At 42.8% G+C, this 14,635-nt stretch carries 12 protein-coding genes; 4 read left to right on the forward strand and 8 right to left on the reverse strand.

Annotated features, from left to right (window positions below):
- The first annotated feature begins 122 nt into the window (after positions 1 to 122).
- From ACED48_RS07680 to fabV, 3 genes are all read left to right on the forward strand, one after another.
- Positions 123 to 752 (forward strand): TetR/AcrR family transcriptional regulator, encoded by a 630-nt coding sequence (locus tag ACED48_RS07680; protein WP_017057561.1) that lies wholly within the window; start codon positions 123 to 125, stop codon positions 750 to 752.
- 55 nt (positions 753 to 807) lie between these two features.
- A complete protein-coding gene (locus ACED48_RS07685; RefSeq protein ID WP_017057560.1) occupies positions 808 to 3,090 on the forward strand; it encodes an acyl-CoA dehydrogenase in 2,283 nt (760 codons plus the stop codon).
- A 209-nt stretch (positions 3,091 to 3,299) separates the two neighbouring features.
- Positions 3,300 to 4,502 (forward strand): enoyl-ACP reductase FabV, encoded by a 1,203-nt coding sequence (fabV, locus tag ACED48_RS07690; protein WP_017057559.1) that lies wholly within the window; start codon positions 3,300 to 3,302, stop codon positions 4,500 to 4,502.
- Positions 4,503 to 4,722: 220 nt separating this feature from the next.
- On the opposite strand, the gene ACED48_RS07695 is transcribed toward fabV, so the two are convergent.
- From ACED48_RS07695 to ACED48_RS07725, 7 genes are all read right to left on the reverse strand, one after another.
- Positions 4,723 to 6,405 (reverse strand): aspartate:alanine antiporter, encoded by a 1,683-nt coding sequence (locus tag ACED48_RS07695; RefSeq protein WP_017057558.1) that lies wholly within the window; start codon positions 6,403 to 6,405, stop codon positions 4,723 to 4,725.
- Between the two features lie 201 nt (positions 6,406 to 6,606).
- Entirely contained in the window at positions 6,607 to 6,870 is a 264-nt protein-coding gene (locus tag ACED48_RS07700; RefSeq protein WP_009847069.1) for a GrxA family glutaredoxin, read from the reverse strand.
- A 450-nt stretch (positions 6,871 to 7,320) separates the two neighbouring features.
- Positions 7,321 to 8,175, reverse strand: a complete 855-nt coding sequence (locus ACED48_RS07705) for a MurR/RpiR family transcriptional regulator (protein ID WP_017057557.1) — start codon at positions 8,173 to 8,175, stop codon at positions 7,321 to 7,323.
- 359 nt (positions 8,176 to 8,534) lie between these two features.
- The gene (gene panP / locus ACED48_RS07710; protein WP_017057556.1) at positions 8,535 to 10,178 is read right to left on the reverse strand and encodes a pyridoxal-dependent aspartate 1-decarboxylase PanP; all 1,644 of its coding nucleotides are present in this window, start codon (positions 10,176 to 10,178) and stop codon (positions 8,535 to 8,537) included.
- Between the two features lie 118 nt (positions 10,179 to 10,296).
- On the reverse strand, positions 10,297 to 10,824 hold the full coding sequence (locus ACED48_RS07715) for a hypothetical protein (protein ID WP_017057555.1): 528 nt from the start codon (positions 10,822 to 10,824) through the stop codon (positions 10,297 to 10,299).
- Between the two features lie 174 nt (positions 10,825 to 10,998).
- Positions 10,999 to 11,904, reverse strand: coding sequence for a lysine exporter LysO family protein (locus tag ACED48_RS07720; protein ID WP_017057554.1), 906 nt, complete (start codon positions 11,902 to 11,904; stop codon positions 10,999 to 11,001).
- A gap of 54 nt (positions 11,905 to 11,958) precedes the next feature.
- Positions 11,959 to 12,879 carry an HDOD domain-containing protein gene (locus ACED48_RS07725; protein ID WP_029627151.1) on the reverse strand — a complete coding sequence of 307 codons (921 nt, stop codon included), beginning with the start codon at positions 12,877 to 12,879 and terminating at the stop codon, positions 11,959 to 11,961.
- 355 nt (positions 12,880 to 13,234) lie between these two features.
- Between ACED48_RS07725 and ACED48_RS07730 the strand changes: the two genes are divergently transcribed.
- The gene (locus ACED48_RS07730) at positions 13,235 to 13,816 is read left to right on the forward strand and encodes a TfoX/Sxy family DNA transformation protein (RefSeq protein ID WP_017057552.1); all 582 of its coding nucleotides are present in this window, start codon (positions 13,235 to 13,237) and stop codon (positions 13,814 to 13,816) included.
- Between the two features lie 130 nt (positions 13,817 to 13,946).
- Here the strand turns inward: ACED48_RS07730 and ACED48_RS07735 are convergent, their stop codons facing one another.
- A complete protein-coding gene (locus ACED48_RS07735) occupies positions 13,947 to 14,489 on the reverse strand; it encodes a hypothetical protein (RefSeq protein ID WP_017057551.1) in 543 nt (180 codons plus the stop codon).
- Positions 14,490 to 14,635: the final 146 nt, after the last annotated feature.

The following is a 14,635-nucleotide window of genomic DNA, read 5'->3' on the forward strand; positions in this document are numbered from 1 at the left end:
AGCGGTTAGTGCTGAGTTTTATTAACTGGTACGACCAATTTGTGAAAATGTGATGTTGCTTGCTTGTTAAATAAATGTACTAGGCGTATATTTCAAACAGTTGTTTAATACGAGTGATTGAAATGGCACCAAGAAGTACAACCAAAGACAAAATCTTAGATGTAGCTGAAGGCTTATTTGCTGAGCACGGTTTCAATGACACCTCTTTACGCACTATTACAGGTAAAGCCAATGTCAATTTAGCTTCGGTCAATTACCACTTTGGCGATAAGAAAACTCTGGTTCGTGCAGTTCTCAATCGTTATTTAGAGGCATTTATGCCAGCACTGCAAGACGCTTTGGTGAACTTAAACTTGGACGAAACGTATTCTATGAATGATGTGTTTGAGTCTTTAAGGCAACCACTAAGAGCCCTTAATGATGTTAGGCCTAATGGCACAAGTCGATTTATGTTACTTATCGGCAGAGGCTATACGGATGTGCAAGGGCACTTGCGTTGGTTCATTACAACTCGTTATAGCGAAGTACTTTCTTTATTTACGACGTCAGTAATGAAGGCGAATCCGAACCTCACTCAAGAACAGCTATTTTGGCGATTACACTTCACTTTAGGGGCTTGTGTATTCACCATGGCATCAAGTCAGGCTCTGGTAGAAATTGCAGAAAATGACTACGACAGAAAGATAGATGCTAAGGCAGTGGTCGATATTCTTATTCCATATTTAGCCGCTGGCATGTCAGCAGAAGAATAAAACAATAAAAAGCGAAATATTCACAACCAATATAGTGAACAAAAGGATCTGAACTATGAGCTCTCTAAGACAAAAATGGGTAAGTGACCCAGCTTTTAAACTCTTTAAAAAAGTACTACCACCACTATCTAACACCGAAAAAGAAGCGATGGAAGCGGGTAGCGTGTGGTGGGACGGAGAGCTGTTTTCTGGTAAACCAGATTTCACTAAGCTGCACCAATACCCAAAACCTCAGCTGACAGCAGAAGAGCAATCGTTCATGGATAATGAGCTTGAAACCTTGCTCGCTATGCTTGATGACCACCAAATTGTAAAAGAAGATCGAGACCTTCCTGAAGAGGTGTGGAACTTCTTACGTAAAGAGCGTTTCTTTTCTCTTATTATTGCGAAAGAGTATGGCGGTCGTGAATTTTCAGCACACGCCAACTCTACTATAGTAACTAAGATTGCGACGCGTAGTATCAGCACTGCGGTTTCGGTAATGGTTCCAAACTCTCTTGGTCCTGGTGAGCTGCTGTCTCACTACGGTACTCAAGATCAAAAAGACTACTGGCTGCCTCGTCTTGCTGACGGAACAGATATCCCATGTTTCGCATTAACCGGCCCTGAAGCAGGTTCTGATGCGGGCGGTATCCCTGATGTCGGTACTGTGTGTATGGGAATGCACGAAGGTAAAGAGACACTAGGTATTAAGCTTAACTGGAACAAACGCTACATTACGTTAGCACCAGTAGCGACTGTACTTGGGCTGGCTTTTAAACTGCACGATCCTGAGAAACTACTTGGCGACAAAGAAGACATCGGCATCACTTGTGCGCTAATCCCGGCAGACCACGAAGGTGTTGTGATTGGTGAACGTCATGACCCACTTGGTCTTGCATTTATGAATGGTCCAACACGCGGTCACGATGTGTTTATCCCAATGGAGTGGCTAATCGGTGGCGCAGATTATGCAGGTAAAGGCTGGCGTATGCTGGTGGAATGTCTGTCTGCCGGTCGTGGTATCTCGTTACCGGCACTTGGCACGGCGATGGGCCATCTAACGGCGAAAACGACTGGTGCGTACGCTTATGTTCGTAAGCAGTTCGGTATGTCGATTGGTAAATTTGAAGGTGTTGCTGAGAGCTTAGGCCGTATTGGTGGCTTAACGTATCTACTAGAAGCGACTCGTACACTGACCACCACTTCACTTGATATGAAAGAAAAGCCGGGTATCGTAACGGCTATCGCAAAATATCACATGACAGAGATGGCACGTACTATTCTGAATGATTCAATGGACATTCACTCAGGTCGTGCCATTCAAGATGGCCCAATGAACTACTTGGCAGCACCTTACTTAGGTATTCCTGTTGCTATCACAGTAGAAGGTGCGAACATCCTAACTCGTAACCTGATGATCTTTGGTCAAGGTGCGACACGCTGTCACCCATACGTATTGAGCGAAATGGAAGCAGCAGCGAACCCTGATGAGAAGCAAGGTGCGAAGGATTTCGATAAATTGTTGTTCAAGCATATCTCACACGCGACTAAGAACACGTTCGGTGCATTTGGGGCTGCATTAACGGGCTCTAAGTTCATTAAAGCGAACATGAGTGGCCCAACGAAACCTTACTACCAAGATTTGACTCGTTTGAGCCGTGCGCTTGCAGTCAGTGCGGATTTCGCAATGCTGACGCTAGGTGGCGAACTGAAACGTAAAGAGCTTATCTCTGCACGTTTGGGTGATGGTCTCAGTTATCTATACATGGCGTCTGCTGCGCTTAAGAAGTATGAAGACGAAGGTCGTCAACAAGCTGACCTAGACTACGTACATTACGCGGTTCAACACTGTTTCCACAACGCGGCTAAATCGCTACAAGAAGCGTACAGAAACTTCCCGAACAAGATGGTGGGTAAAGTACTTAAAGGTCTAGTTTTCCCTGTAGGTAACCACTTCGAGAAACCGAGTGATAACCTAACAGTTCAACTAGCAGAGAGCTTGATGACTCCAGGTGCACACCGTGAACGTCTGACTCACCTTTGTTACATTGGCAAAGAGGAAGATGATAGTGTTGGCCTTATGGAGAATGCTTTCAATGCGATGTACAGCATCAAGCCTCTGGAGCGTAAGATCTTCAAAGCAGTGAAAGAGGGCAAAGTAGCTCGTAAAGGCTTGCTTGCGGATAAACTGGCTCAAGCACTTGCTGCTGATGTTCTGACACAAGAAGAAGTCGACCAAATTGTTGCTGCTGATAAACTACGCTATACAGCGATTCAAGTTGACCACTTCAGTCATGACTTTAGTGAAACTTTGACGCGAAAAGAGTTAAAACCTAAGCTAAATAGCGTTGCTTAGATAAAGAAATGATAAAAGGCACCTAATAAGGTGCCTTTTTTGTTTTTGTCGTAGAAATTGCAATAGACGCGTTAACAAGTGGTGACTTAGTCAGCAAATATGAGCTGAGTGATCCAACCACTTGCATTTTCACCACATTTTTACAGAAATTAGATGCCATTTGCGCACGAAACTCTTATCCTTAACCTGATTTTTTAAGGAAGTTGAATATGATCATCAAACCTCGAATTCGCGGATTCATCTGTACTACAACACATCCAGTCGGTTGTGAAGCTAATGTAAAAGAACAAATAGCTTACACAAAAGCTCAAGGCCCAATCGCAAACGCACCTAAACGTGTACTAGTTGTTGGTTCTTCAAGTGGCTACGGCTTGTCTTCACGTATTGCGGCTGCATTTGGTGGCGGCGCTTCAACTATCGGTGTTTTCTTCGAGAAAGCCGGTACTGAGAAAAAACCTGGCACAGCTGGTTTTTATAACTCGGCAGCGTTCGACAAGCTAGCTAAAGAAGAAGGTCTGTATTCAAAAAGCCTAAACGGTGATGCTTTCTCTAACGAAGCAAAACAGAAAACAATTGACTTGATCAAAGAAGATCTAGGTCAGATCGATATGGTTGTGTACTCACTGGCGTCTCCAGTGCGTAAAATGCCAGAGACTGGCGAAGTCATTCGTTCAGCTCTTAAGCCTATCGGCGAAACGTACACATCTACAGCGGTAGATACAAACAAAGATGCGATCATCGAAGCAAGCGTGGAGCCTGCAACTGAAGAAGAGATCAAAGACACTGTTACTGTAATGGGCGGTGAAGATTGGGAACTTTGGATCAATGCACTTTCTGAAGCGGGTGTTCTAGCTGACGGTTGTAAGACGGTTGCTTACAGCTACATCGGTACTGAACTAACGTGGCCAATCTACTGGGATGGCGCACTAGGTAAAGCTAAGATGGATCTAGATCGTGCAGCATCAGCGCTTAACGAGAAACTAGGCCAAACTGGCGGCACTGCAAACGTTGCTGTTCTTAAGTCTGTTGTGACTCAAGCAAGCTCTGCCATTCCTGTTATGCCTCTTTACATCGCTATGGTGTTCAAGAAGATGCGTGAAGAAGGTATTCACGAAGGTTGTATGGAACAGATCTTCCGTATGTTCAGCCAGCGTCTATACAAAGAAGACGGCAGCGCGCCAGAAGTGGATGAAGTGAACCGTCTACGTCTAGATGACCTAGAACTTCGTGACGACATTCAAGAGCATTGTCGTAACCTATGGCCTCAAATCACAACTGAAAACCTAAAAGAGTTGACTGACTACGTAGAGTACAAAGAAGAGTTCTTGAAGCTATTTGGTTTCGGTGTTGAAGGTGTTGATTACGAAGCTGATGTCAACCCAGCGGTTGAATTTGATGTAGCTGACATCTAATTCCAACAATCGATTCAAATGAAATAGGCGCTCACTGAGCGCCTATTTTTTTGTCTGTTGTTTGAGTAAAGAGGTAAAGATCAGATAGGGAATTCGAGTTGCGAGATGCGAAGGGATTTAAGAGCAAGTGAAAGAGAAGAAGTAATAAAAAATGCACTAACCCAAAGTGGACTAGTGCATTCGAAATATCTAAGCTTGACTGCCTTTAAAGTCTCAAACGCTAGCTAATAATGATGATAAAAGTACCTGCTAGGGTCATCAAAATATTCGCTATCGCGTAAGTCCCTGCGTAACCTAGTGCTGGGATGGTTGAGCGAGCGTGGCCATTGACTATGTCCATTGCCGGGGCGCAGGTTCGTGCGCCAATGATGGCTCCAAACAGCAGAGCACGGTTCATTTTCAAGACGTAAGCGCCAACTAAGTAAGCGAAGAAAACTGGCAGTACACTTACTATGAGAGCGATACCGATCACCTGGGGACCTACTTGAGTTATGTGCTCAAACATCTTTCCACCAGCACTTAAGCCAATACCAACCATAAAGAACATCAAGCCAAGATCTTTGACCATGTTTAACGCCCCTTGAGGAACGTAGCCAAAGGTAGGGTGGTTAGCTCTTAAAAACCCAAGCATGATACCTGATAGAAGAAGGCCTACAGCATTACCTAACCCAAATGAAACCTGACCAAATGTCATTGTGATCAAGCCGAATAAAATACCCAGAATGAAGAAGCTACAGAAAGCCATCAAGTCTGCCATTTGACTATGGATTGAGATGAAGCCTATTTGCTCCGCTAAGCCATGGACTCGACTTTTCTCACCACTGACTTGTAATACATCACCCTTAGAAAGCACAATGTTTAAGTCCATTGGCATTTCAATCTGAGCTCTCACTACTCGGTTTAAGAAACAGCCATACTCAGACAAATTCAGGTCCGACAGTCGTTTACCCGCGATACTGTCACTCTTAACGACGATCTCTTCTTCTACGATACGAAGATCAAGAAGGTTACGGTCGAAAACTTCTTTACCGTTACGAAAACTCGGGTCAAGACGCGCGTGGCTGTCTGGGAAACCAACCAAAGCAATTTCATCACCTTCTTGCAGAATGGCATCACCATCAGGGTGGGCAAGAATACCATTACGGCGAATACGCTCGATGTAACAGCCAGTTTGACGATAGATACCCAGCTCACGCAGGTTCTTACCGCCTGTCCACGAAACAAGTTCTGGTCCCACACGGTAAGCACGAATAATTGGAAGATAAACCTTACGTTGCCCTGAAGAACCCAGGCCACGCTCTTGAGCTATTTGCTCTGCTGAATCGTGCAGGTTTACTTTCTGAAGCTTTGGAATTAAACGGGCGAACATAATCATACTGATCAAGCCAACCAAGTAAGCCATTGCGTAACCAACAGAAAGGTTTTCAATGATCAGGCCTAAATCCATGTTCCTTGGTATTTCTGCAAGCCCAGAATTCAGAGCGTCTTGAGCTCCTACTAAGATTGGTGTTGCAGTCAAGGCTCCCGCCATCATACCTGCAGATAAACCAAACCCGAGACCAAGGTAGTGGCTGCTGAAATAGGTTAAGGCGATCGCGGTAGAAAGCACCACAAGACTTAGAATGAGATAATGTTTACCGTCTCTGAAGAATATACCGAAGAAGTTTGGTCCTGCTTCAATACCGACACAATAGATAAAGAGCATAAAACCTATGGTGAGAGCGTCTGCGTTAAAGGAAAAACCAAGGTGCCCCATGATCAGGGAAGTTATAAGTACACCTATAGAGTTGCCAAGTTGGAGGCTACCAAACCGAATTTTGCCAATGGCAAGGCCAATCGACAAAACAACAAAGATGAGAAGGATAGGGTTTTGTTCTAGCAAAAAAACAACGTCGATATTCACAGTGGTCGCTCAATAATTGGCGTGGAACACAGGGGTAAGTTACAGAGGTGAATTGTATCTAAATATAAATAAATTATAAGCGGTATTTTGCCTTTTTACTTTAAATTTACTTCTACTTAGCTTGGGTCAGAAATAAAACAGCCCGCAAACAATAGCGGGCTGTGAAATATGCTAGAAAACTAGTTATAACTAAACAGAATCTTAATCGAAAAGACCTAGGTTTTCTTTTGCGTATGCTTCAAATTCTGTGCAACCGCCAATGTGGTCTTGATCGATGAAGATTTGTGGCACAGTGTCTACTGGCTTACCTACTGTTTTTTCTAGGTCTGCTTTGCTTATGCCTTCAGCATGAATATCAACATAACGATAGTTGAAGTCATCACGCTTAGCTTTAAGAGTTTCAGCATGCTCTTTTGCGCGAACACAAAATGGGCAAGCAGGGCGACCAAAAATAACTACAAACATTTCATTTCTCCTAAATACGGGATGAGGCTCGTTAACCTAAAATACGTCAACTATTCTTAAATGAATATGACTCAAAATTCTTGAATCCAACTATGCCTTAATGCATTAGGGAAATAAAGGTGGAATTGCCTCTTAATACAATAGGTTTTACCTATCAGAGCAAATAATGTTCATAAAAAAGATTGTAGTTGTTTTCTATGAATGATACTCCATCATCAAAGGTTATTTTTGGAGATGGATCTGCATTGTCTCTGTTTAATCAATATGGCTGCAAAGTGCTATTGGTTACTGGTTTTACATTAGAGCGCTTGTGACTGTGAAGGGTTACAGTTCGGCTACCTAATTATATAAAGTTTATCAATGTCGTATAAGCGCTATTAAAACCAATAAAAACGGAGCACTAGGCTCCGCTTTTTAGTTCTACTTGTGTTCAGTTCTTGTCTTAGCAGTTTAGAACTGAGAGTACTTCTCGTAACGTGAATCACGCAGTGACTCTTTAACGCGTTTTAGGTTCTCTCTGAAACCAGAGCCACGACGAAGCGTAAAGCCTGTCGCCAACACATCAATAACCGTCATTTGGACAACGCGGCTTGCCATTGGCATATAAACGTCAGTGTCTTCTGGAACATCCAGACAAATAGAAAGCGAGCTTGCTTTGTCTAAAGGAGAATCTTTTGCTGTGATAGCAATAACGGTTGCACCGTTTTCACGAGCTAGGTTCGCGATCTCAACTTGGCTCTTTGTACGGCCAGTGTGAGAGATAAGTACGATGACATCGTTGTCACTGCAGTTAATGCAGCTCATTCGTTGCATCACGATGTCTTCGAAACACGTAATAGGGATATTAAAACGAATAAACTTATTTTGAGCATCTTTAGCGACGGCAGAAGATGCACCCAGTCCGAAGAACGAAATGCGTTTTGCTTGAGTCAACAAGTCAACTGCGCGGTTGACTTGCATCGCATCTAAACTGTTTTTAGCTACGTCCAGACAGGCCATCGTCGATTCGAAAATCTTATGGGTATAAGCATCTGGGCCATCATCTTCCTCAACATTGCGGTTCACGTAAGGTGTACCGTTCGCCAAGCTTTGAGCCAGATGAAGTTTGAAGTCAGGGAAACCCTTTGTGTCTAAACGACGACAGAAACGGTTAACTGTAGGCTCACTCACGTCAGCCATTTTAGCTAAGGTAGCAATGCTAGAATGAATTGCAGTTTGAGGGGAAGCCATGATTACTTCGGCTACTTTACGCTCAGACTTGCTGAAATTTTCCAGGTTTTTTTGTATTTTTTCTAATGTATTCATAGTGTTCACAAGGGTATAGAGAACAACTTGCTAGTTAATATCTTTTACCAGGGGGTATGGCTGAAACAAATATCCGTAATGACAAAACCAGACTTATATTCGGTATTGTAAATACTGCTGCATCAAATAGATATCAAGCTAACTAGCACCGTAGAGTCAGTATAAACCCAACATACTATTTACTAATACAAAAACACGGCACGAATGCTTAAGAATATGACAAACCTCAACAAAATTTTAGAAAACTACAGAATTGGAAGAGAGTTTGAGCAAAAAGAATGCAATTTAAGTATGAACTGACAGCTTAGTTACATCAAAAAGAAAGAAATTTTCAATTTGATGCAACTAAAATTGAATGACTATGCACTTATTTGCATGGTGAGTTTAGTGATTTTGCCCATTAAGTTAGGCGCTAGTTTAGAGATTTCACGCTGTTCTTCAAGCACTGAAGAAAGAATCTCCTTGCCCGTTAATGGGTTCGCTAACACTACGCGAAAAACGATGATCGGTTGATGTGCCCAAACTTCAGGGTTTAAGCGAGTTCGAGATACAAAAGATTTGCCTGTTTCACGTTGCTTCTTTTGAATAAACTTGGTGAGTTCATTAAGCAACTCATTCAATGCTACGCGTTGTTCTGGTTCCGCTTTAAGCAGTGCAGCTTTTACTGATTCAGGTATGTAGCGATAAGTTAGTAGGCAAAGCTCTGGTTCTGATACCAACTCGAAATCGCTTTGTTCTTTAATCAGGTCGGCGAAGTAGCGTGCTTTGTTGATGCTTTGATCGATAAGTAGCTCATAACCAGGTCGACTAATAATGTGCATCGAAGCATACACTAGCATCGCCATACCGGATCGAGAGCCTTCTAGAGTATGGCTACCTAGGTCTTTAGAGCCCTTACGCAGGATATATTGAGCGTGGTGTTCAATCGCCGTCATCGCATCTGGCTTCTTAAACAAAACCATGCCAGCACCCATAGGTATATAAAGCTGTTTATGCGCATCAATCGTAACTGAATCTGCCAGTTCAATACCATCAAGCAGATGACGATGGTTGTTAGACATCAGAGTTGCACCGCCCCAAGCCGCATCAACGTGGAAATGACAATCGGATTCGGCACACACCTTTGCAATGTTCCTTAACGGGTCGATATTACCGGTTTCGGTTGTTCCTGCCACACCAATGACCGCAAAAGGTTTGATCTTGTTCTGCTTGAGCTGCTCGATCTTCAATCTCAGGTCATCAGTGCAAATACGGTTGTCGTTATCCGTTTTAACCGATACCAAACCTTCTTGGCCAATACCAAGCACATCTGCAGCTTTTTTCAGAGAGTAGTGACCACGTTCAGAGACTAAGATGGCAAGGCCTTCGTAGTCGTAGTGCTTCATGGCTTTAAACAAGCCCTCTTTTTCCACACCTTTGAACGAACCTTGCGCTTTTAGTGCGTTGTTACGTGCAACCCAAAGCGCAGTAATGTTCGCGATGGTACCACCAGAGCAAAACGCACCTAAAGAGTGGTTTGCGCTGTGCATCCAACGAGAATAAAACTGGTCATTATCTTGATAGATCAAGCGATGTAGCATGCCCAGAACTTGACGCTCTAGGGGAGTGAAAGCTTTGGAGGTCTCTATTTTTACTAGGTTTTGATTTAGCGCAATCATGATTTTAGAAAGCGGCATCAGGAAGTACGGCAACGCAGACGTCATATGGCCAATAAAACTTGGCGACGACGTATGGACCGAATGAGACACGAGAGAATCTAGGAGATGCTCAGTATGTTCTGAAACAAACTCAGGTTGCTCTGGGATATGAGCATTTGAAAAATCTTTCTCAATTTCACGTAGCGGCTTTTCTTCAGCCACAATATGTTCACGTAAGAACTGATTCAGGTTTCGTGAAAGTTTGTCTTCAATTTGAGTGAGTGTTGAATCTGGGCCTTCCGGTACCGTGAAGATACGTAGAAGACTGTCGAAGCTAACATCTGCTGTTTTTTGTTCCGTAACCATAGCAAGCGAGTTATTTTTCTAATATTGACGCGAGCGGAATAATCTAAACGAAAACGGGAACAATGTCCCGTCTTAATTATGAAATCCAACTTCTCATAAGACCCTATTAGGTGAGGGGCTACTTACACTTAATCGCTTCCAGCTTAGCAATCGACTGGTTGTAACGTTGAAGCGCTGTGTCGATTTGCTTAGGGTGGCTAAGCAGTTCTGCAAATGCTGAGCGTAACTCGTAGTTTTGAGCGTGAGGCGTTGATTGGCGGTCGTCGAACGTCGTTTTCGCAATTTGGCCAAGCTCATCATCACGTTTTGAGAGCGTCTTTATGTCATGCTGTTCGAGTTGCAACCAACCTTCAACAGGCTGTGCGGTTGCTACTTTGCTTGAATCATTCACTAGATAATAATTTACCGCAGCACGGCTAAGCTCAAAGTGGTGCTTACGACCTTCTAGGAACCACTCACTTACTTCTGTTAGCTCTGGATATTGCTCAGAAGTTAATGCAGCAAGATCAGCATACCAACCTAAAGAAGCATCGATGTACGCATCATATTTTTTTGCTTGGCACTGATTTGTCTCAGACATTGAATCTGCTGCAAAAGAGAAAGTAGAAGTTGTAGCTAGCAGTAATGCGACGCAAAGGCGTTTCATAGTGGTTCCTTTTGTGAGTTTATTCTTTTTATAACTTTGTCGTTACAGAGTACCGTGAACGTTATTTGTTGAGCAATGACACTTAGTGCCTTTTTATTTCGGTAACTGTATTGGTGTCTTGGGCATTGGTATTCGAGACGCATTCTAATCTAAAACAAACGCTATTCCTGCGATCTAGTTAGCAAGAGATACAAAGAACAACATCAAAACAGGGACAAGTAAGCTTAATATAAAGCCACTGACAATCGCGATAGGAACGCATCGAACGCCACCTGTTGTTTGAATCACAGGTAAGGTGAAGTCCATTGCTGTTGCACCCGCATAGCCAATAGAGGTACATGGGTAGCTGCGAATCAATACTGGAATCAACACTAACGCGACCAACTCTCTTAATAGCTCTAGCATGAATGACGCACCGCCATAGACAGGGCCAAACGCGTCACCCATTAAGATACCGGCCAGAGAGTACCAACCAAAGCCAGAAGACATCGCTAAAGCTTTGAACAGTGGAATATCCAATAGGTAAGCCGCGATAACACCGCCTAACATTGAGGTAATGATGATTGTAACAGCGATGACCATACCGTGTTTATTGAGTAAGATCTGTCGAAGTGTGAGTCCACTATTGCGCAGCTGAATGCCAATAAAAAACAGCAGCACAAATAAAATCCATTCACTTGCTGTATCTACCCAGTCAAGGCCGATAGGCAGTACTAAACCTGTAATAAGACCTGAGCCCACTACCAAGATCAGCTTAGCCGACTCCATCGCCATAGAAGAGAGGGGGAGCTTCTTTTTACTGCTGTCCGTTTTGAGTGGCAGTAGCTTATCAATCGCGGGAAGCGCCATTAGGTTACAAACGCTTAAGCAGACAAAGAAAGTGACAGTATAAAGAAGAATTGTTTGCAAGTTACTGCCTAGGTTATCTAACGCAGCTAAGCTTAAGCCCATCAGGGCTAAAATCACGTAGATCAAACGCGATGTTGAGCGGTTAATAAATTCTAACGTTTGAGCGTTTGAAATAGAAAACAGATACCCCACGACGAGTGGCGCAAATATAAAGATCATCCCTGTAAACATGCTTTCCCCATTGCATTTACTTCATCGTGCACTTATTTAGCAATTACTAGTGACCTAGAAGCCGCTAGTGTTGATAACGCCGTTTAGCTTTGCATTAAAATCATGTTTACTCAAGTTGCTTAACTGATAAAGCACTTCTGCACCCGTCACGTTCAGCTCAACCTCGTGATCGTCGATATTCTCATCCTTATTTCTGAACATCAGCAAGTGGCTTGCGATTCGTGCTATATCTAAGTAAGAGACTTCACGTGCTTCTTGTTGATTGATTGTATTACTGCACACATCGATGAAATCACTGTCAAAACCCCAACGATTAAGTACCAGTTTACTGGTTGCAGAGCATTGGCCTTGGAAGATCTGTAGGGCAATGTCATGGTCTAGGTAGTTGCCGTTTTCGAGATAGAGGTGGTATTCATTAACCAAGCAGAACAAGCCGATGTCGGCCAGTAACCCAACAAGCAATGATTTCTCGTGCTCAAGGTAGCGATATTCAACAGGCGAAAGCGCTTTGAATCCGTTAGTCACTAGTACCATAGTGGCGCCTAGCTCTTTGGATACAGAAGCACTCTGAACCAACAACTGATTACACTCTTTACTTAGATCCACGGAATGCTTGAGTTGTTCAATAGCTTGTGCAGTAACGATGTCTCGTACTCTTAATATGCCAAGACGTGATACCGCCGTCATGATATCGACGCAAGTAATGTTGCGTCGGTTAAAGACGACTGAGTTAGCGACACGAATCACGATAGCAGTGAGGCCTGGGTCTTCAAGTAAGCACTCGGCAACTTCGCTAATCCCCGTTGATTCAAGGGTACACAGCTTTTGAATCTTCAGTACAACGTTAGGGATAGGAGGAAGTGTTATTTTTCCCGCTGAGATAGAATGTCCAACAAGTTGAGCAAACTCTGATTCCAGACCCTTTAAGAGAAGAGCCTTATTTTGTGGTAGCCAGAAAAACGATAAATGATTCATATAAGAAGTAACCATATGTATGTCATACCATTTTACAAGCCGCGATGCTGCGAGGCAATACTGATTGGATCATATAAACTCCAGAAACTTGAACCGATGTATCACCGAACGTCAAGATTCAAGCTTAGCTCGATAGTTTATTGTGATGTCAATCATGATTAAAGCGAATGCATATTGGATTGATGTGAACTAGGTCCAGACTTATTTTTCTTTTCAAAGTATCATTTATTTAAAGGTGGAAAACGCAACTATAATATTCACCTAACTATAATAGATAGATTTAAAAATTTCGCATAAAAAGCTGCTTGTCTGGTGATCAACCTAATCGGGGTAATTTGATTAAGGATCAACGGAAATGACAGAGACAGCATTTATTAACTACGTGAATCAATTTGGCAAACATCAAAAACGTTCTATGTTTGGAGGTCTTGGCCTTTTTCAAAACGACGCTATGTTCGCTTTATTGACAGGAGGTTGTTTATTCATTAGAGGTGGTAATTCATTAGATAAAAAACTGACGGACCTTGATTGTGAAAAATATCGCCATGTTAAAAAGCAGACAATAGCAACGGTAAATTATTACGATATTACTGACCTGTTTACATGTGAACATCCTGAATTGGATAGCATTATTCGTACTTCAATCGATAATTCAATACAGCAACGTAGTTTCAAAAAATCTTCAGCGAGCCGCAGGTTAAGAGATCTGCCCAACATGCAACTTACACTAGAACGTATGGTGAAAAAGGCTGGTGTGGATGATGTTTCAATGTTTATGCAGTTGGGTGCGCCTGAAGTGTTTAATAAGGTTCGCAAAGCGTACGGAAATGATGTTGACTTAAAACTACTTTGGAAATTTGCAGGTGCAATTGATGGTATCCATTGGAAGCTGTTGCAAGAGCCACGCAAGCAGCAATTATTAAAGAGCTGCCATTAAAGAAACCCTCCTTATATGCTTAAGATTACTGTAAATAAATAAAAACCGAGGAATGTCCTCGGTTTTTTGTTTCTGGCTTAACCTTCCTAATAAGAAAAGTAAGTGCTCATTGGAGCTGGCTCGTTGAGTTTTAGAACTTGAAACGAGTAGTGAACATTACCTGATCACCGTAGAAGTCGTTGATACGCGCTTCAGCACCGATAGAGAATAGTTCAGTAGAGTGGAAACGTGCGTAAACAGAACCTGTCCAATCATCGTTGTCATCGATAGAAACGTAACCACCTTTACCACCAACCTCTAGTTGTGGACCAAGCCATTGACGAACACCAACGTTGATCTCCATACCGATATCAGTAGAGCTTGAATTTTCAGGCTGAACGATGCGCGCTAGCATTTCACCTGTTAGATCAGCCCAGTTGTTGATTGGTGCGTGGAAACCAAGACCTACAGCTGAGTCGTAATCGCCTTCAAATTCTGAATCGATACGCGCCACAGCGTGAGCATTCGGATGGATTGACTTACTGAACGCACCACCAAATGTAACTGGGCTAGCACCGATACGTGCTTCGAAGTAATCGTAGCTGAAGTTGCTCATTACTTGTGGTTGTTCATCGACAGCTAGCGCTTGACTAGAAGCCAATAGCATAGCGGTAGTAAGTAGTATTTTGCGCATAACGATCGTAAACCTTTATTAGTGTTAATTCCTTTGGTTTGAGAAAAATCAGGCAAACCATAAACATCAAGATAGTTTAATCTAACTCACGGAAAAGTAATCCATAAAAATGCCAATCATTTGTTATTCGAATAAAAAACAATCAC

This window comes from Vibrio sp. 5S239 (assembly GCF_041439575.1).
GTDB classification, from domain to species: domain Bacteria; phylum Pseudomonadota; class Gammaproteobacteria; order Enterobacterales; family Vibrionaceae; genus Vibrio; species Vibrio kanaloae.